Source organism: Tropheryma whipplei str. Twist, from assembly GCF_000007485.1.
In the GTDB taxonomy this organism is placed as follows: Bacteria; Actinomycetota; Actinomycetes; order Actinomycetales; family Microbacteriaceae; genus Tropheryma; species Tropheryma whipplei.
Genome location: NC_004572.3, coordinates 613,779 through 633,666, shown reverse-complemented (window position 1 = coordinate 633,666; position 19,888 = coordinate 613,779). Strand labels below are relative to the sequence as shown.

General features: G+C 45.5%; 16 protein-coding genes. 9 read left to right on the top strand and 7 right to left on the bottom strand.

Annotation, left to right across the window (positions count from 1 at the left end; translation table 11 throughout):
* Positions 1-81: 81 nt before the first annotated feature.
* Genes TWT_RS02990 through TWT_RS02975 form a run of 4 tightly spaced genes read right to left on the bottom strand, consistent with a single transcriptional unit; the run spans position 82 to position 4,207 of the window.
* Positions 82-1,251, bottom strand: a complete 1,170-nt coding sequence (locus TWT_RS02990) for an Mrp/NBP35 family ATP-binding protein (RefSeq protein ID WP_011102632.1) — start codon at positions 1,249-1,251, stop codon at positions 82-84.
* Positions 1,205-1,699, bottom strand: coding sequence for a DUF1003 domain-containing protein (locus TWT_RS02985; protein ID WP_011096194.1), 495 nt, complete (start codon positions 1,697-1,699; stop codon positions 1,205-1,207). The genes TWT_RS02990 and TWT_RS02985 overlap by 47 nt, the downstream gene beginning before the upstream one ends.
* Positions 1,686-2,933, bottom strand: coding sequence for a magnesium transporter MgtE N-terminal domain-containing protein (locus TWT_RS02980; protein WP_011096195.1), 1,248 nt, complete (start codon positions 2,931-2,933; stop codon positions 1,686-1,688). The genes TWT_RS02985 and TWT_RS02980 overlap by 14 nt, the downstream gene beginning before the upstream one ends.
* Positions 2,930-4,207: an aminopeptidase P family protein gene (locus TWT_RS02975; RefSeq protein ID WP_237696834.1), complete on the bottom strand. Its 1,278-nt coding sequence runs from the start codon at positions 4,205-4,207 to the stop codon at positions 2,930-2,932. The genes TWT_RS02980 and TWT_RS02975 overlap by 4 nt, the downstream gene beginning before the upstream one ends.
* A 382-nt stretch (positions 4,208-4,589) precedes the next feature.
* On the opposite strand from TWT_RS02975, the gene TWT_RS02970 reads away from it, so the two are divergent.
* A complete protein-coding gene (locus TWT_RS02970) occupies positions 4,590-5,153 on the top strand; it encodes a hypothetical protein (RefSeq protein ID WP_237696833.1) in 564 nt (187 codons plus the stop codon).
* A gap of 90 nt (positions 5,154-5,243) precedes the next feature.
* Here TWT_RS02970 and TWT_RS05000 read toward each other — a convergent pair whose 3' ends face one another.
* On the bottom strand, positions 5,244-5,465 hold the full coding sequence (locus TWT_RS05000) for a DUF3107 domain-containing protein (protein WP_011096198.1): 222 nt from the start codon (positions 5,463-5,465) through the stop codon (positions 5,244-5,246).
* A 31-nt stretch (positions 5,466-5,496) separates the two neighbouring features.
* On the opposite strand from TWT_RS05000, the gene TWT_RS02960 reads away from it, so the two are divergent.
* Both TWT_RS02960 and TWT_RS02955 read left to right on the top strand, forming a co-directional pair.
* On the top strand, positions 5,497-8,472 hold the full coding sequence (locus tag TWT_RS02960) for a PD-(D/E)XK nuclease family protein (protein ID WP_237696832.1): 2,976 nt from the start codon (positions 5,497-5,499) through the stop codon (positions 8,470-8,472).
* Positions 8,473-8,474: 2 nt separating this feature from the next.
* A complete protein-coding gene (locus TWT_RS02955) occupies positions 8,475-11,390 on the top strand; it encodes a UvrD-helicase domain-containing protein (protein ID WP_237696831.1) in 2,916 nt (971 codons plus the stop codon).
* Between the two features lie 23 nt (positions 11,391-11,413).
* Here TWT_RS02955 and TWT_RS02950 read toward each other — a convergent pair whose 3' ends face one another.
* Positions 11,414-12,676, bottom strand: coding sequence for a macrolide 2'-phosphotransferase (locus TWT_RS02950; RefSeq protein ID WP_011102626.1), 1,263 nt, complete (start codon positions 12,674-12,676; stop codon positions 11,414-11,416).
* On the opposite strand from TWT_RS02950, the gene TWT_RS02945 reads away from it, so the two are divergent.
* A complete protein-coding gene (locus TWT_RS02945) occupies positions 12,670-14,427 on the top strand; it encodes an ATP-dependent helicase (protein ID WP_011096202.1) in 1,758 nt (585 codons plus the stop codon). The genes TWT_RS02950 and TWT_RS02945 overlap by 7 nt on opposite strands.
* Before the next feature lie 38 nt (positions 14,428-14,465).
* Here TWT_RS02945 and TWT_RS02940 read toward each other — a convergent pair whose 3' ends face one another.
* Positions 14,466-15,740: a zinc-dependent metalloprotease gene (locus tag TWT_RS02940; protein WP_011102625.1), complete on the bottom strand. Its 1,275-nt coding sequence runs from the start codon at positions 15,738-15,740 to the stop codon at positions 14,466-14,468.
* Between the two features lie 520 nt (positions 15,741-16,260).
* On the opposite strand from TWT_RS02940, the gene ftsZ reads away from it, so the two are divergent.
* From ftsZ to TWT_RS02915, 5 genes are all read left to right on the top strand, one after another.
* Entirely contained in the window at positions 16,261-17,346 is a 1,086-nt protein-coding gene (gene ftsZ / locus TWT_RS02935) for a cell division protein FtsZ (protein ID WP_011096204.1), read from the top strand.
* A gap of 116 nt (positions 17,347-17,462) precedes the next feature.
* Positions 17,463-17,834, top strand: a complete 372-nt coding sequence (locus TWT_RS02930) for a cell division protein SepF (protein ID WP_011096205.1) — start codon at positions 17,463-17,465, stop codon at positions 17,832-17,834.
* A 126-nt stretch (positions 17,835-17,960) separates the two neighbouring features.
* The gene (locus TWT_RS02925; protein WP_230440471.1) at positions 17,961-18,446 is read left to right on the top strand and encodes a DivIVA domain-containing protein; all 486 of its coding nucleotides are present in this window, start codon (positions 17,961-17,963) and stop codon (positions 18,444-18,446) included.
* Positions 18,447-18,475: 29 nt separating this feature from the next.
* Positions 18,476-18,895 carry a signal peptidase II gene (locus tag TWT_RS02920; RefSeq protein WP_230440470.1) on the top strand — a complete coding sequence of 140 codons (420 nt, stop codon included), beginning with the start codon at positions 18,476-18,478 and terminating at the stop codon, positions 18,893-18,895.
* The gene (locus TWT_RS02915; RefSeq protein WP_080502101.1) at positions 18,895-19,887 is read left to right on the top strand and encodes an RluA family pseudouridine synthase; all 993 of its coding nucleotides are present in this window, start codon (positions 18,895-18,897) and stop codon (positions 19,885-19,887) included. Before TWT_RS02920 ends, TWT_RS02915 begins: the two co-directional genes overlap by 1 nt.
* The last annotated feature ends 1 nt before the right edge of the window (position 19,888 follow it).

The window sequence follows — 19,888 nt, the reverse complement described above, 5'->3', positions numbered from 1 at the left end:
TGTTTTTCCGCAAGGAATGAATACACACTGATCGGTTTATCTGCAGTTTTCAAACCTGTCGAATACTTGTTACTGCAATGTTTATCCGTAAAGTTTCAAGGCAATTTTTTCGTAAAGCTCTTTGAGTGCAGTATGCCCTGGGCTTCCTTCATACTTGTTTTCAACGAGTAGCGGCACCCCTTCATCCCCACTTTTGCGTATATTCACATCCAACGGAATGCATGTTATTAGATCTATTGCTTCATGAGGATTGGTAATTCTGTTATCTTTCGCGGTGCTCTCTTTTTTGCATTGTTTATCCAAAAATTCTGCCACGAACTTACCACCGCCATGGCCAAAAATGTCTAGTTTACTTTCCGGGCAAGATGACATATTTTCAACCACACCGATAATGTTCTGTTTTACAGAAAGGGCGAACTGCCCACTTCGAATTGCAACATCAGCGGCAACAATCTGCGGAGTTGTTATGACTAGCACTTCAGAATTCGGCAATAACTGTGCAATAGTTATTGCCGCATCTCCTGTGCCGGGAGGCATATCGATTAGAAGAATATCTGGGTCAGCAAAATTCACATCACATAGAAATTGATTGATTGTTCTGTGAAGCAGCGGTCCCCGCCACGCAACTGCCCCTCGACGGCGCATGAACATTCCTATGGAAATGAGCTTAACGCCAAATTTATTGGCAGGCATTATCATGCCATTCTCTCTCTGTGGAATAAAATCTTCATCTATGCCGAACATTCGTGGTATAGAAAAACCATAAACATCAGCATCAATTACTGATACAGAAAAGCCCATTCTCGCGAGGCCAACACCGAGATTAGATACTATGGTTGATTTACCCACTCCACCTTTGCCGCTTGTAACAGCGATAATTCTTGTTTTTGATTCTTTAAATGGGTTGCTGCGTTTTTGTAAATTGAGAACCTCTTTCAGGTTTTGACGTTCTTGGTGCGACATAACGCCTATTTCAATTTTTATATCGTGCTCAGGGCACACAGCAGAGGCTGCATCGGTAACTCTTTGTTTTATTTTGTCCACCGCTGGGCAAGTCGGGGATGTTATATGTATAAGAATTGAGACTGTTTTGCTATCTGCGGTTATGGTTTTTACCATCCCGAGGCGTGTGATTGGTATGTGGAGCTCAGGATCATACACCTTCTCCATCGCGGAATAGAGTTTTTTTTCTATCACAAACTTTTCAGGAATCGTTCCCGAAGTCCTGTATGGTTTTTTCTGTCTCCTCAAGGCGCTTCAGTCGGTTATTGTTTTTCTGTTGATCTGTAATTAGCTGTGCTATTGATAACCTTAAATCGGCAACTTCACGCGCCAGATATTCTGTGCTGGCAATGTTCCGGTCGGCCATTTCGCGCATTTGTTTCATGTTCAGACTTTCACGCTTCCACTGTCTAATTTCTGCCAAAAGGATCAATGGTGCTGCGTACGCAGCTAGCACAGAAAGAACAAGTGTTAGAACCGGATATCCAATTTCTGCACTGTCAAATCTAAGACCGTTTGGAGCATAGTTACTCCAAAGAATCCAGAGAATACAAAATGTTGTGAAAAAAATGAAGAATGAGGCTGTACCCATATAGAGCGCAATCCTCTCGGTTCGCATTTCAAAAACACCAGGGTTATACCTCAACCTCATGCGCGATGTTAAAAGCGGAGTGTGTAACTTGCTACTCTTTTTCATTGTGAACCATATTCTCTTTATTGTTGGTACTGTCGATTTCATTTTTACGCCAATTTTTTGGTAACACGTAGTCCAGAACATCATCAATGGTTATTATTCCGAGCAACCTTTTGCGGTCATCGATTACCGGAAGCGAGAGCAGGTTATAGGTCGCCAAAATCCTGCTTACCTTTTCTGCATCAATTGTTGGCAGAACGGGCTCGATAGACGTGTCAATTATATGAGAGAGTTTCTGATACGGTGGCTGTCTCAGTAAGGCCTGGAAGTGGACAACCCCTATGAACCTCCCGGTCGGTGGGTCATAGGGTGGTAATGCCACACAGACTGTTGATGCAAGGGCTGGTGCGATCTCTTGGCGCCTTATCAAGGCTAGGGCTTCGGCAACCGTTGTGTCCGGTGAGACGATTACAAAATCAGAGGTCATCATGCCGCCTGCTGTATTATGCGCAAAACCGAGAAGAAGCCTAAGTTTTCTTGCCTCTTCCGGCTCCATGAGTTGTAAGAGGCCTTCTTTTCTTTTGTTTGACATATAGCCTATTAGGTCCACAGCATCATCAGGCTGCATCTCTTCCAAAATATCTGCTGTGCGATTATCGTCAAGGGCGTCTATAATCTTTGCCTGCTCCGGCTCTTCCATCTCTTCCAGAACGTCGGCAAGTCGCTCATCCGGAAGATCTTCAACAATCCTGGCAGCATCAGTTGAAGGCATGTCTACAATATCTGCCGCCAAGTCAGCAGCCTTTATTTCTGGGTTAGATATATAGTCGGGTACTTGATCAAGTCCCGAGATATCCTGCCAGTGCATAAAGCAGGTATTTCCCCTGGAAAATAGCCTATTTCCCGAGGTTCTAACAAATATCTTTCCGACATACCATTCGCCTGCCGGGTCTGCAAGTATCTCTATATCTTCAGCCCTTGCAGTTGTGTTATTTCCAATACTGACTTTTTTACCGACGATGTCTTGGGAAAGGCATATCTCACCCGATCTACGCCTGAACCTCTGAATATTGATTACCCCACGAGTTGCGACGTATCCGTTGTCTATTGCGGTGACTCGGTTGATCGAAACAAATATGTAGCGCTTTCCCACGATTTCAAGGACCATACCGATTATTCGAGGGGATTTTCTAAGCCTCGGAGTGCCCAACACATCTTTGACCTTTCCCAATCTGTCACCTGTTGGCCCGAGGACCGAACTGCCACAGACCCTTGAGATATAAACACTTTTACTCATGATGCTTGTTGAATCCACTGTTCCACATCAATTCGGGCCCTTGGTATATCACGCGACATATTTACAGGGCCATCTGAGGCTATGAGTATGTTATCTTCGATTCTTACCCCAATTCCTCGAAAGTCCTTCGGAACAGTTAGGTCATTTTTGTGAAAATACAATCCCGGCTCTATGGTAAGCACCATGCCATCTGCAAGCGTTCCATTACGATAATTCTCGCGCTTGGCAAAGGCACAGTCATGCACGTCCAATCCTAGGTGATGTCCCGTTCCGTGGATCATGTATCTTCTATAAAACTCGTTTTGCGAGGCCTTACAAATACCCCATTCGGAGAGGTGTCGGCGTATAACCCCCATTGCAGCTTCGTGCATTTTGTGGAACGGCTGACCGGGCATGGCCGCGTCAAACGCTGCATCAGCAGCTTCAAGGACAGCCTCATAGACTTTAGCTTGTACATCGGTAAATTTTCCACTTATGGGGACTGTTCTGGTTATATCCGCTGTGTACAAAGTCTCAAGCTCAATCCCAGCATCAACAAGCAACAGATCACCATCATTAATCGGGCCATTATTTACAGACCAGTGCAAAATACATGCGTTGGCACCCGCAGCAACAATCGTCTCGTAGCCTGTTTCATAACCCAGACTTCTAGCAGAAGTGTAAAATGCACCTTCGATTACGCGCTCACCATTCGTAACAGATTTGGCCTCGTTTATCGATTTCACGACGCGCTCAAAGCCCTGAGCAGTAGCATCGACCGCTTTTTGTAATTGGGTGATTTCCCATCTATCCTTCAAAAGTCTCAGTTCGCTTATTGCAACCTTCAAGTCGTTAATTTCTTCAGCATCCTTGCCTCTTGTCTTGCATAAGAGCACATTATCCGTTGGGCATCTAAAGTCCTTTATATCCCGGCACGTAATGCCCAAAAGAGTCTCTATTTCCTGCAAACTGGGCCTAGATCCTATCCAGAATGTACCGTTATGAGAATCCGTAAAGAAGTCATCGTTTTTTTTTCCAGCCGGTGGCTTAAAGAACAGTACCGGCTTCGTGTCGGGATAGATAACCAAAACGGCACCTGGGGTAGTTTCACATCCCCATCCTGTAAGCCAGGTAAATGAACTATCTGGCCTGTATCTGTAGAAGGTATCGTTTGCGCGGCATCGCATATCACCGGCCTCAACAACTATTGTCTTGCCCGGAAATAACGCGCAAACCGCTTGTCTTCGTTTTTCTGTATATTTCGCAACTTCACTCTGCTGGATTTTCTCTTCCAAGAAGCTCCCCCACCCGGAGAGCATATATTCGGTGAATTGGGTCGATCCTGGTAGGGTCGACCTGTTGCGATTCTTGTTCACAAACCGATTTTGCCCTATTTTGGATTATTAAGAAAATTTTTCTGCCCGCTTTTCTGGTGCATACCATGCAAGTAACGCCGCGCGAGATCCCATGTTGTGTGAGCTACTCTATTGCAGCAATTTGTAAATATTTTCGGCCTGACGCAGATGTTGCACTGTTTACAATCAAAAGCCTATTGCCAGCGCGACTTGTGGCTAATGAAACTTTGCACTTTTCTTTGCACTTTTGTTATACTGACACACCGAGATCGTAATGGGTATTTCAGAGGCACATACACCGCACAAGGATATTCATCTAGATGTGGGGTTAATTTCCGCTCAAATCATTTTGCTTCGTAACATATTTTCAACCGCACTTGGCAATATTCGCGCGTGTGATTCATATGCCGCCAGTTTGATTAAACGCTCTGAATCAGTTCAGAAGTGTTCTAAAGCACCGAAAGAGGTGTTTAGGGCCGAACTTGTTGGGGCCGCCTTGTCCGTGCAGCAACTCATGTCCGGAAGGGGTGAATACGTAGACTTGATGAGCTATTTTCTTATATCCGAGCTGATGCGGGATTTTCATCTTCTAGCCCTATCTCATCTTGAGGTCAGTGAAAAATATAGGATTGAGGAGCTAACATGCGTGGATTTGAAGGATAAGAAAAAACTTAGTCGTGAAATTTTTCGCCTTTTATCGCGAATAGCAAGAAACGATTCAACGCTATCCTCAATGATGTCGCTTTGGGGGAGGCGCATTCTGGGTGATGTTTTGCTTTTTATCAAGTTGTGTATTGGTCAAGATCACAATAACTCACGATCCTTACTATCCACCCTTGCCGGAAAGCACTCAGAGCGCATGAGGGCAATTGGCCTGATCGCCTAGGATTTTTTCGCAGCCTGTTTCAAGAGCCCTGGCTACATCAGATGTCGTCTGACATCACGCGCCGCTATAGACACTCAGAAACCCTGCGCCCTAGGATACGAACCCGCAAACGCGCTTCTTTTCCTGAACAATCCAGACATATGCCAGAGCGGATCCCGGGATGATGATCTCTTCGCCCCCCGTGTCTTTGAGGTTGAGCACCCCGTGGTTACCCACAGCGTCATTGACCTTCTGCAATAATTGCTCATGGGTTATATCCACATGAAAGGATATTTCCTTTATGCAATTTGCAATACCGATCTTTAGTTCCACGCTCCCATTATAGATAGGTTTTGGGGTGTTTATGGATATTTCTGAGTGCAGTTTACCTGACGCTATAGATTCTATTGCTCGAATTCCCGAGGGTAGCCGCGTGAGTGTTATCGGTCCCCCTGGCAGCGGTAAGACAAGTCTTCTCCTGAGTCTTCTTGAAAAGTATTCCGAAAGTTTTGAACCCGAGGAGGTTCTTGTCCTTGCCCCTGGGCGCCTCTTGGCCAATCGTCTAAACGGCATAGCCCTTCCGGCACTTCTGAAAGAGAAAAAGGTTCGTTCAGGGCGTCTTGTTGTTACACCGGCAAGTTTTGCATTTCGCATTGTTCAGAACAGTATGAAGGGTGAACGACCCACCCTTCTCTCGGGAGCTGATGAAGATCAGGTAATAGCTGAAACGATTGCACAAAATTGTGAATTATTCAAAAGTTCATATGCTCGTAGCCCGAATTTCAGGAGTCGGATGCGATTCTTTATCGAAGACCTCTCGAGACACGGGATTGACCCTGCCCATCTCGGCAAAATTGACAGATGGAAGACGTACGCTGCCCTAATAGAAAAATATCGCCTGGCAAGGACTTCTAACAATGCATTTACTGCCGTAGAAATAATTGAGCGCGCCGCACAGCTTGCCTCAACGGGCTACTTACCATACAGAGTCATTATGGTTGACGAGGCGCAAGAGCTTGCCGCAGAACATATGCGCCTTTTTTCGGCACTCGCGAGACGTAACATTACCGTAATCCTGTTCGGTGATCCCGATAAAGCTGTTGCAAGAAGCGCCTCCCCCTCAATTTTTCTTGACTTTTCAGAGAAATTGTTTGTTTTAAAAACAGTATTTCGCACACCCAGAAATCTGCATCTGCTGTCACAGAAGATCTGTCAAGGGATAGGTGTTACAGGTAGTGTCTTGGCACATAGACAGTCTTTCAATTCCTCAATTCTTGAAGGTCGTGTAGAAACTGTCATTTCTTCTTCTCGCGCGACTTCTATGGCAGATATCGCGCGATGGTTTAGAGAGAAACATTTGCTGGAAGGTATTGATTGGGAAGACATGGCTCTGATTATTTTTCAGAGGAGCTCTGCCGAGGTCTACTCGCATTTTCTTGAGCGTTTCGGCGTTCCGGTCCAGATCTTGGGTGGTGGTTTGAATCTTTCTGAAAAGCCTATTGCTGGCGCAATTTTGAATGCAATAGAGCTTGCCTGCTTTCCAGACATTCTTACCGGTAAGACCCTTGTCAAACTACTGCTATCGCCTATAGGTGGATTTGATGTATTTCTGATGCGTAAATTGACAATTGAGCTAAAGAGAATTGCACCAAAGAATATTCAAGTTTTGAATGAGAGATTACTTTGGGCATTTCATGCTTACCGTAAGCTACAGACCCAAGACACAGATGAGGTTTACAGAGTTTTTCTGGCCAGCAGGATAGGGAGGAGTTTAAAAAAAATATTTGAATGCTTGATAAGCCTCGAACGTCTGTATAGGGAAGATAATGTCAGTCTTCCCGTACTTATATGGCATGTATACAGTTTTCTCAATTTAAAATCGGCTGTGTCAAAAGAGCCCTGGCAAACTTCAAAAGTTTCACATCGTGTTCTAGAAGAAGTTATAGCACTACAAAAGCTCGCCGATGCGGTCAGCAAAAAAGACCCTCTGTGTTCTGCCGGGCTTATTCTGCAAAAAATAATTAACGCGGAAGTGCCGGTTGACAACTTGTCCATCAGGGAAAAACGGGGTTGCGTGACCATCCTGACCCCGGCATCCAGTGTTGGATATGAATACAGGGCAGTTGTAATAACTGATATCCAGGGCTTACACAAAATGGATTCCACACAGCTTGATCCAGAGCTAGCCCTGGCAGATATAAACAACATTCCGTTTTCCAGATATTTGGAAAGTAAATTGGCGGGACGTAGGCATAATTTGCTTAGAACTCTTTACCAGGCTGTAACACGGTCAACATCGGATTTATTGGTTTCTGTGATCGACAGTGCTGAGACTTCGCCATCCTGGCTGTTTTATGCTTTTTTTTCTGATTATCCATCCTGCGAATTGTCATCTTTACCCCTCACACTCAGAGGTATTGTGACACAGCTCAGGCTTGATTTAGAGCGAGATCCCGGTAATACTGAGGCTGCATCTGCACTTAGGTTACTTGCAAAAGAAGGTATTAGTCAGGCAGATCCACAGAATTGGTATGGATATTTGTCGAGAACAGAGAATAAGTCGTATGTTATGGACAGTATAAAGCCATCGGTCCTCGATAAATTTCACACTTGCCCATTGGGTTGGTTTACAGATCAACTTGATTGCAATCGATATCCCGGTAACGCAACAGAGATTGGCACAATAATTCATAGATGTATGCAGGAGCTTACATGTGATAACAGGCAGCCAAACCTGAATGAGTTTTTAGATTACGCGTACGCAAAACTTCGTGAAGCGGATTTTGAGTCGCGCTGGGTTCTTGAGCGAGAAAAAAAGCGCCTGGTTGGCATTATTAGGAAATTGGTTGATTACCTAATAGATTTTGATGCACATGGCGGAACGCTATTAGCATCCGAAAAGAGTTTTAGTTTTGATCTAAATGTGTTCAAAGACAGGTCGATTATGATATCGGGGCAAATTGACAGACTCGAGCGTCTTTCCAGTGGCGAGATCAGAATTGTTGATCTCAAAACTGGTAGTAGTTTATTGAGTAAAAACGATGCGGAGAGTAATTTACAACTTTCTGCTTATCAACTTGCTGTTGAGCATCTGGATATTGTTTACGAGACTTTACCGTCAGCTATGCTGATTTATCCGGCGGTTGGCACAAAAAAAGCCGCTATTCGGATAAAGGGCCCAATGGACAGAGATTCAAAAAGGGTTCTGAAAAATACTATTCGTGATCTTCTTTTGCAAAACGAAAGTTTCACGCTAACAGCTGCCCTTGAGGAGCATTGTGAATCTAGGACTGCATGCAAAAAACTTATGGTCCCACACGTTAGTTTTTCAGTGAAATGAATATGTCCCTCAGAGACAGTCGTCATATGTGCAGTATTCTCAATCTGCATGCGCCGACTGAAGAACAGAGGGCAATTATTGAATCTCCACTGGAAAATGCTCTTGTTATTGCCGGCGCAGGAAGTGGTAAAACTGAAACTCTTGTTCTTAGACTCTTGTGGCTTATTGCATCCGGCAAGCTCAAACCCGAGTCTATTATGGGCTTAACATTTACCAGAAAAGCCGCGGGCGAGTTGGCATCCCGCCTGCAGAAATCCCTTGCAATACTCAATTCTTATACTGGTGATGTATTGAGTCCAGAGATTGATGTTCTTACCTACAATTCATTTGCCAATTCCATATATCAAGATAACGCCCTGTTGCTTGACCATCCGGTTCCCTATACAGCAATTGAGGATTCTGAAGCCCAACTAATCGCGCGCAGACTTCTTGTGGAACATGGCCTTGACGAGGACGAGCCGTCAGAGACAATTGACAACTTGGCGTCAAGTCTCATAAAACTTGATGATGCCATAGTGGACAATCTACTCGATTTGGGTGAATTAAATCAGTTTGCCTCAGAATTTATCGAGTTTGTAGGTGCTTTTGATGCACCCGTTGCGAAGTCAGACGTATTCAGGGCCAAGAGGTTAATTGCACTTTCAAAACTTATTCCAGCTTTGAAAGATGAAAAAAAACTTCGCGGCAGAATCAGCTATTCCGAGCAGGTTGCATTCGCACTGGAGGTTTGTCGCCAGACTCATGTTTTGGCGGAGTTTCAGGAGAAAATAGCTTACGTTGTATTAGATGAATATCAGGATACATCACCCATCCAGGTTGAGTTTCTGAAAACTATTTTCGGCAATAGATGTCGTGTTCTTGCAGTCGGCGATCCAAGGCAGGCAATTTTTGGTTTCAGAGGCGCAAGCGTGGCTAATATTGCAAACTTTGCACGTGATTTTGTTTCCAACAAACAGTACGAATTGTCTATTAGTTGGCGAAATGACAAAAATATTTTGGATTTAGCAAACCACATTTCTCCGAAAATAAGACCTTTGCACCCAAGACCAGAAGCAAATGATGGGTCAACTTCGCTTGAGGTTTACACTGATCCCGAGCAAGAGGTGCATGAAGGCGCCCTGTGGCTCAATTCGGTTGTAGAAAAAGGTACGGCTGCGGTTCTTACACGAACTAGATCACGTTTGATTTCTGTAAGCCGTGTTTTGGACGAGATCGGTGTTTCGTACACTCGTGCTGATGTGAATATATTTTACGAGCCCGAAGTTGTTGACATCTTGTCATGTATGCGAATAATAAGCGGCGTAAATGAAAATCTTTCTTTCTTGCGTCTCATTACAGGTCCGCGTTGGCAGGTAGGAATAAGTGATCTACACGCCCTGCGGGGTTATATTGCGGTCGGTAAAAAAAACCTGGACAGAATATCCCTTTTGGAGGCGGTAAATCGTATAAATATACAAAAAACACCTATGTCTTGTGAGGGAAAGAAGCGCCTGGAAGATTTTTTGGAATTTTTTCGCAAAATAAAAGGTCTTTCATTTTTATCACCCCTTGAGTTGGCATACCTAATTGAGGAGTCCCTGAACCTTGATATAGAGGTTCAAATGTCCCACCGTGGTCGCGAAAACCTAGATGCACTATACGAACTGATTGCGTCCTTTAGGGGAGATAACTTAAGCGAAATGCTTGCGTGGTTCGATTCCCTTGAAGAAGAAGATGCCTTCAGAGGCCCCACAAAACAATCCTGCCCCGGACAAGTCGAATTATTCACAGTTCATAGCGCAAAGGGCCTTGAGTGGGATTGGGTTTTGCTTCCATTTTTGGACGACTTTCCCGCGAAGAGCAGAGAGAAGAGTGGATGGCTTAGCAAGACAGGCTTATTACCATTTTGCCTTCGTCTCGACAGAGAGAGCCTCCCCGAGTTCTATTTTCACAAATGCTCTGATTCAAAGGAATACAGAGCTGCTCGCCGACAATATGAGGATGATGTTCTGCAGCATCAGATCAGGGAAGAAAGGAAGTTACTCTATGTTGCTGTAACCCGTGCACGACAGGGCCTGCGAATCTCCGCTTCTGCTAGACAAAAACCCGGTCAATTTCTACGGGAGATTTCTGAATTTCTGCAAACAGATCTACCACAAGCTGTTCATAATAACCCGAAAAAGCGTGTTGGTTATTGGCCCCTTGATTCACTTGGCGCGCGTAGAAAACGGGTTAAACTCGCCGCTGCAGCCGTACACAATAGATCTATTGAAGAAAGTGAAGAATCGCTCAAGAAAGAGCCATTAAAGGCTTTGATAGCTGGAATGCTAAAGGAATTGGATATAAGCGTAGATAAACCGGAAAAGAGGATTTCCGCAACAGCGCTTTCCAAAAAAGATCCTAATGTTTTTTTGTTACCACAACCGCCTATAAAAAATGCATGGCTTGGAGTTGCATTTCATGCATGGATAGAAAATTATTACTCAACATATTCGGATATGTTATTCCACGAGAACAGTGCCGACGAATACGGCATCTCGGGCCCTGTCTTTGAGCAATCTCAACGATTTTCCCCAGAGCTTGACCAATTACGACATAACTTTATGCAGTCCGAATGGTCTTATAAAAAGCCCATTGCGGTTGAGCTTAGCCTTGAATGGCTTATTGGTGATGTTATTGTGCCGTGCACAATCGACGCTGTTTTTTTTGATGGCGATAGATATACAATTCTGGATTGGAAGTCGGGACTATCATCTAATCAGTATCGCATTCAGCTTTCGTTGTATCGGCTTGCCTTTGCTGAATGGAAAGGTGTCAACCCTGACAAAGTGGAAGCAAAAATATATTTTGCGGCCGATAATAGAACCATCAAGGTTAGGCCATACACTGTTGATGAGCTTGGTAAGATGCCGGGATTTCTGTCTGACCTTTTCTCATAGAAAAAGCCATGGTGATGTTTAAACTATTCATTTTTTGCTTCACTATTTTCCTCTTCAGTGTTTGTTTTTGCACTGCCAAGGAATTCTTCAATATTCCGAAGATTCTCAGATATCCCACTATCTGACACCTGATCGCTTTTGTATGTCTCTTCGTCAGAATATGCATTTACGTCATCAGACTGTATTTCATATAACCTTTGTTGTTCAAATGACAGATTCTGCGCATTCTCAAGCAGACCTTCAGCCTTGTGTATGGCTTGTTTAGGAGTATCTTCTTGCGCACTTGTGCGATCCAATTCCAAGAGAAGACGCTTTGCCATATCAATGAGTTCATGCTTTTCTTCTCTAACTCCATCGATTAGAATGCGTGCTATATCAAGCTCTGCATACAGCTTTGCACGCTCCAGGCAGCCTCTATCATGAGTGGTTGTACTAAAGGCTTCATATGCCTTTAGTATGCTTTCTGCACTTTCATGAGACAGTTGATTAAGCCAATGCAAATCATAGGCAGGGTCATCAATAGATGCATCTTCCCATTCCAGGATTGCGCATACCGAGCTTCCGCCCTCCTGATTATCTTGAAAGCGAAATGAATCCATCGAGAAATTTTTTTTAACGACTGTAGTTTGAAATTTCCACAGGTCTTCATCTTCTACCAGGGTCTCCCATTTTTCTTTGAGGGACCCTGGCAACATATTCGTTGCATTTGCCTTATCAACAAAATCTATAACTTCGTAACGGCAATCCTGAGCTGTTTTGTGTGTGTACCCAGCAGATATTAGAAGACCGCTCGGCAGATTATGAATCGCTGCTATTGCGCAGCCAATCGAAGTCGCAGCACCTTCACCAGGCTTTATATCTCTCAATGCATAGCCTTGTGGGTGATCCATAATGAGAGTCATATTCATCCCCGAAGACAGTTTGACAGGCTGATAGGCCAGAACATTCGGTATCGAAAATGGCAAGCGCGCTCTGACACCCTTACTAAGTGCTCTCAAATTTTTCACAAGTCTGGCCATTTTATCTTTCGCATTCTGCGAGAGTGGCACCCTTATTAACATCCAGCGATTATCATCACAACGTAGTATGGAGTCTACGTGGTGTGAATCAGAGGTGCCCCTGGCAACCTGTAGTACATTCAGGTTTGGTAAAGTCGCAACAGCCACAGCGGCCATTGACATTGGTGAGAGCGCAATCATGACCCTTAAAAGGCTAAGACTTTTTTGTGAATTGAGGGCGCAGCCACGCAAATATTGGCAATGTTTTTGATGGGAAATAATTGACAATTGATGTTTTTTCGGGACTTAGCGACCAACAGTGTGATGCTGTCCGTACCCTGAGGGGGCCTGTAAAAATAATTGCCGGCGCCGGAAGTGGCAAAACACTGACAATTACAAGAAGAATAGTCAATGGCATTATCTCCAATGAGTATGATTCCGGGCATGTTATGGCTTTGAGTTTCACTCGCCGCGCGAGCATGCAACTCAGGAGTCGCCTTGTAGAGCACGGCGTTAAAGGGGTTTATTCAGGCACTTTTCACAGCGCGGCACTTTCACAGCTCAGGTTTTTTTGGGAGACCTTTCACGGAAAGCCTCCAAGACAGATAATTCGCGATAAGGTGAATTTACTGCGGGACGCAGCACGAGGAATAAACTTTAGCTTTTCGGATGAGTCATTGTGTCAGGTTGCTTCGGAAATAGAATGGGCAAAACAAAACGGCTACGACTTGAGTGGATACGATAAGTGCAATCACAGAATTTCTGGTATGAGTGCCAGTCAGGCGCGCACTCTCATGCTTGCTTATGAGGATGTAAAGAACAATAGAAGGCTAATCGACTTTGAGGATATACTTTCGCTCACAGTTGGCATGCTGTCTGTTCAGCCGAGAGCCGTTGCTCGTGTGCGAGACAGGTTTAGGGTATTTTTGATTGATGAATTTCAGGATGTGTCACCCCTACAATTTGAGCTCCTGCGAATTTGGCTTGGGCGCAGGCGTGATATTTGTGTTGTCGGAGATCCTAATCAGTGTATATATTCGTTTGCAGGGGCAAAAAGGGATTATCTTGTCAAATTTGCCGACTATTTTCCGGGCGCGCGAGAGGTTTTTCTTAGCCGTAATTACAGATCTCGTCCGGAAATAGTGTGTTTATCTAGGCACATTATTGACTCTCACTCACCGGATATCGGACTGTACCAGCCCACCGAGGGTATCTCTCGCAATTATGCCGATACAAAAACGGCTACTCCTGCTCAGGATATGCGGGTAAATGCCGGAAATAGAGCGAAATGTCATTGCACGGCACCCCCTGGCACCAAAGGCGCGGTGAGATGTGGTAATTCCGATTTGGGTTATCGTGAAACCCCTATTCGTTGGCATACTTTTGAAAACCAGATTCAGGAAATGCATTTTATTGCTCAGAGTCTGAAGAATATTTCGCAGAGCTGTGCTGTGCTCTACAGAACGGCAATTCAGGGCGAGCGGTTGGCAAAATATTTACACACATCAGGAATAATTTATAGAAGCCAAGAAAGCCGGCTGTTTCATGAAACTGATGTTGCACAGATTGCCTGCAAGCGGGTTATTGAAAAGACGATTGAATGTAACGTCAGGGTGGTTGATTTGGTTGATAGTGTTGTGTCTGGAATATTCCCGCGCAAGCCAGATGCACTAACAGGCGAGTACGATGGTTGGGTTGCCCTTCAGGCATTGCGATTGTGCGCTAGGCGTTTCAATGGCAATGCTTCGTCTTTTGCCACATATTTGCTCGAAATGCAGCGGCATAGGCGTGAGCCTGAAATGCCCTTCGCAACCCTCGCAACCTTACATTCAACAAAGGGTCTTGAGTGGGACACTGTATACATAATCGGTGTCAACGAAGGTCTAATTCCACATCACACCGGTGACGAAGATGAGGAAAAACGCCTATTTTATGTGGGCGTTACCCGCGCGAGAAAAAACATTGTATTCAGCAGCACACGCACTCCCAGTAGGTATTTAACTGAATTGTGCTTATCACCTATATCTGCCAAGGAATAGGCATGCATGCCTGAATTTATATGCGCTATGTGCCTTGATTAGCTTTTACTTGCGTCCTTTCCGTTGCTATTTGTATCACCTTCATCGTCACCTGTGCTATTTTTGACATTTCGTTCTATTTCTGAGTCAAGCAGTCTTGAAAGTTCATCATCAATCTTGTCACTCTTATTCTCGCTAAGTCTCTTGATCAGACCCTCAGGATCGTCAATATCATGAGACGTAGGCACAAGGTCGGGATGCCCCCAAAGACTATCCCGCTTATAAGGCCCAACAGTTTGTGTTATCTTGTTCCACATGCTTTGGCTTGCGCGTAGCCTACGTGGATGAAGGTCGATCCCTATCAGGGAGGATAAAGCCTTCTCGGCCGGCCCGCCGCCAGCTCTTCTCCGGACAATTGTTTCATTTATTGCCCCAGCGTGCGGCAGTCGGGAAGTTGCGATCGTGGTAACAGTGCTAACCCATCCCTCAAGAATTGCTAACTGATCCTCAAGCACGCGCAGCGCATTTAATTGTTGTTCATTTGGCTCGAACTTTATTGTTCCCGTAATCTGCGTCAGTGCGCTTGCCGCATCGAAGTGCATGTCATTTATGTCCATCAGTTCGTTATCAACGCTCATACTTTTCGAAAAGCTGTGAATTGAGGTAAATATCCTACTCTTTATCCAGGCGCAGTGTTGTAAAACACATGCGTATGCAATCTCTCTGCATGCAAGATAAATCCCGGCTTCATCAAGGGGTAGATGAAAGTCGCTTGCAAACTTTACGACATTCTCCGCAACGATGAGGGCCTTTGGGGATTCGAGAAGCGGAATCCCAACATCACATCCAGACAAAACCTCTAAAGATAAATTGCCTGCTGCATTGCCAACTTGTACAAGTAGCGATGCTTTACTAACCTGCTGCATTGCCTGAGAAAGTTGAGAGATGAGTGGCTTGAGGGATTCTGGAAGATTATGTTGTGCCTGCTGAATGAGTTTCGATGCAATAACTGAACTAATCGGCGAAGTCAGGTCTAGCCATCCGCGCGCAGTATTCCTTACCCATTCATCCCTGGTGAGGATTTCACACGGTACTTTCACTTCTGTCAAAGAACTAGCTTCTGAGAGCCATAGGTTCGCTACATCAATGTTTTTTATCAGCCGCTCTCTTGTGTCGCTATCTATCTGCACTTTCGGCACTGTGTTTATCACTTGCTCTGCCTGACGTAGGACCTGAAGTTCAGGATTCTTTACCGGTCCTATAATGTTTGGAAGAAAGATACCTCCTTGCATCCACGGTGGAAGGCCCTCGTTGCCATCATCCTCGTGTATCATTCCATGATGATTCTACCTGAAATCATGATGATTCTACCTGAAACGGCAATAGCCTCCCAGCACCCTATTTCTCTTATTCAAAGGGTGTAATTTCATTCAAAGGGTGTAATTTCAAAACACGCTAACACATCAGTGCACCCTGATACATACAGCTACATACAGCTACATACAGCAAGGTATGCGCACAGAAGGAGTATGGAATCACGGAACCGCTTCGCAGCCCGCTGCCATGAATGTTTTACGCGCCTGAACACATCCAGCTGAATATATCAGCCTGCATCTTTTTACACTCCGGGGTGCAAGAAAGATGATGACTGCGAAAAATTGTGCTTCGTCAAAGGTTCTGCGAGTACTATCAGGCGTACATTCCATCCTTCGGTAAATGCTAATTGGTGGTGTTTTCTTATACCGAACCATAAAGTAATGCTTTAACCCTATATCGAGACACGCGTACGCGCTTTGGCTTGCGTTACGCATAAAGGCTTTAGCGTTGTTCAGGTAAGTTGAGCGATGGAGTTGTATGCGCGATGTTGTCGGTAGCCAGAATTATCTCGCGGTCATAAAGGTTGTTGGAATAGGTGGCGGTGGTGTTAATGCCGTGAATCGCATGATTGAGCTTGGCCTGCGAGGGGTTGAGTTTGTTGCGGTAAATACCGACGCTCAGGCTCTCCTTATGAGTGATGCCGATGTCAAGCTGGATGTTGGCCGCGCAAGCACACGTGGCCTCGGTGCCGGTGCCGATCCCGAAGTTGGTCGCAGATCAGCCGAAGAGCATGCCGGTGAAATAGAGGAAACACTTACCGGCGCGGATATGGTATTTATAACCGCCGGTGAGGGCGGTGGGACCGGCACGGGAGGTGCACCAGTTGTCGCAAAGATTGCGAAATCTGTTGGTGCGCTCACGATTGGGGTTGTGACGAAACCTTTTGGCTTTGAGGGTAAAAGGCGCGCCTTGCAGGCAGAGCAGGGGATTGCAGCCCTGAAAAATGAGGTCGATACCTTAATTGTTGTTCCGAATGATAGATTGCTTGAAATAAGTGACCGCAATATAAGCATGCTGGATGCGTTTGCAACAGCCGATCAAGTGCTGTTGTCAGGTGTTCAGGGTATAACTGATCTCATAACGACACCCGGGCTTATTAATCTTGACTTTGCCGATGTTAGGTCAGTTATGCAGGGTGCAGGATCTGCTCTAATGGGGATAGGTTCCGCACGAGGCGCCGATAGAGCGATTAAGGCTGCGGAACTCGCCGTCGCATCTCCACTACTTGAGGCTTCGATTGATGGTGCACACGGGGTGTTGCTGAGCATCCAAGGTGGATCTGATCTTGGCATTTTTGAAATAAATGATGCGGCAAAGCTGGTGCAAGAAGTGGTTCATCCTGAGGCAAATATAATTTTTGGAGCTGTTATCAACGATACTCTCGGTGATGAGGTGCGTGTTACGGTGATAGCTGCGGGATTTGATGGGGGAGAGCCAACCCTCAAACCAACTTCTATCGCTCCGCTACAGCAAGATAAGTACCCGGATGCGCTCACCCCCTCTCAGTCTGATGATTACCCATTTGAAGAAGATGGTCTGGATGTCCCAGATTTTCTCCGCTAGGCGCGACACGTTCTCGGATTTTTAGCAAGATTGCACACTGAGGCTTGGGTTTAAGGTTAGGATATTCCCTGGCGTAACAAGGCTGCGTCGTAGTAACAGATAGAAAGGGGCATGCGATGGCGGGTGGTTTGAAAAAGGCAATGGTTTATCTTGGTTTGGCTGAAGATAATCAAGAGCTGCACAGCGCGCCTAGCGGTATGTCGCATCTGAGGCGCGTTCCTCACCCCAAGCAGCAAATGAGCGAGATATTCACTTTTCATCCGAAGAAATATAGTGAAGTTTCGGGCATTGTTGAGCGTTTTCGTCAGAACATACCCGTGATAATCGATATGTCTCAGCTATCTGATACCGATGCTCGCAGGATGATTGATTTTGCCAGTGGACTTTCGCAGGGCCTTGTCGGAAAGATTGAGCGCGTAGTTGGTAAGGTTTTTCTCCTATCTCCGGAGCATATTTCCATAAGCACCGAATCCAAGAAGGAGGAGTAAACTTCTCTATTCTGGTTTTTTGAGCAGTTCTTGTTTTGGTATACTGGTTCGGAAGATCAGAAGTTTTTGAGGATCGGGCTCCACATGGTTTTGTCTCCCAGCGACATCGTGAACAAGAGGTTCGGGGTGACCAAGTTCAGGGAGGGATATGACCAGGATGAGGTTGATGATTATCTCGATGAGGTTGCTGTCGATCTTCGTCATTTGCTTGAGAGAAATGACGAACTGTCGTCTGAGCTGGAGAGTGCCAGGGGGCAAATCCAAGCCCTAAAGGATGAGCTGGCCGAGGCTTCTCGCGGTGCCTCTGGTGGCTCGTTTGGTGATCAGGCTGCAGAGATTCTTGCTCTCGCAAAGCGTGCCCGTGATGAGTATATACAGGAGGGTGTTAAGAGGCGGGATGCTATTGTTGCCGAGGCCCGTGAATCCGCTGAACGTGCTGCTCGCACATCTGAGAGTGAACTCACCAGGCGGGTTGAGGCTCTCAAACTCGAGATACCTGCCCTCGAGAAGCGTGTTCTTGATTTGCGTGCTTTCGAGAGTGACTATAGGGACAGGTTGCGTGCTTTTTTGCAGAGCGGGCTGCGTGACCTAGAGCCTAAGAACCCCTCTTGACGACTAGAACCCTGCGGTTCTACGCTCTGGTGGGTTTTTTAGTTTTTCTGGATCAGGTTACCAAGTATCTTGCGCATGCTTATCTTGCGCGCGATTTTATTGTTATTCCGAATCTTTTTAGGCTTACTCTTGCGAAGAATTCGGGTGCTGCCTTCTCTTTTGGAACTGGCTTTTCTTGGCTTTTCTTTTTGCTCGGGATTATTGCCCTTATTTTTATTGGATGGTTTTTACCGAGGACAACTGGATCGATAGTATTTTTGGCCCTGTTACAGGGAGGTATTGCTGGCAATGTGTTTGATAGGCTTTTCAAGCCTCCATATTTTGGTAATGGCGAGGTGGTGGATTTTCTAAACACCCCATTGCTCTCTGGAGTTGTGTTTAACATTGCCGATCTTTTCATATTGGCTGGAGTCTTTGGGACGTTCTTGTTTTTGAAGGGGTCAAAGTAATATCTGGGTCAAAAGTTTTTGTTATCCCTCCGCATCTTGATGGATGCAGGATTGATTTTGCAATCTCCAGTCTTAGCGGAATGTCAAGGAGTTGTGTTGCTCGGGCAATTTCATTGGGCGAGATAACACGGCAGAATGTCTCGGATAAGAGGCTTACAAAAAGTGATCTTGCCAGTGGGGTTTATGTGTGGAACAGGCATGCACTTCATACATCCGGTGAGGATTCTGCCGCGCCAGATTCCGTACATTTTTCTTCCACACTTGATTCGTGCTGCCTGGATCCGTGCGCATCTACAAGAGACTTACTGCGCGTTATCTATTCTGATGATGACTTATTCGTGATAGACAAACCTGCCGGTGTTGCAGCGCACGCGTCACCAGGCTGGTGCGGCCCAACTGTGACGGGCTGTCTATCTGGTTTACTTGCAGCGTGTGGTCCGCAAGATAGACAGGGCATTGTACATCGCCTTGATGCAAATACATCTGGACTTATGGTGCTTGCTAAATCCGATCTTGCTTATCACAATCTGAAGGCTGCCTTTCGTGACAGAGCTATTCATAAGCGTTATAAGGCCTTAGTGCAGGGATACCCTGACCCAAGCAGTGGTGTTATAAATGCCCCAATTGGAAGGGATCTAAAGCACCGCGATCGGTTTTGTATTGATTACTCTGGACGTGATGCTGTTACTCAATATTCTACAGAGGAGGTGTATCCGGGATTTACCCTTTTATCAGTTGCTCCAAAAACAGGAAGGACGCATCAGATAAGAGTGCATTTTTCTGCCCTGAGACATCCATTGGTTGGGGATGTAAAATACGGTGCTGATCCGGTTTTCTCCCAGAAGGTGAATCTAAAAAGGCAGTGGCTTCACGCCTATCACTTGAGCTTTACGCACCCTGTCAGTGGTGTATTTGTTGAATTTGAGTCAAGAATACATGAGGATCTTCAGGAGAGTCTCAGGATTCTGTCGAAGATATACGATGGGTCATAAA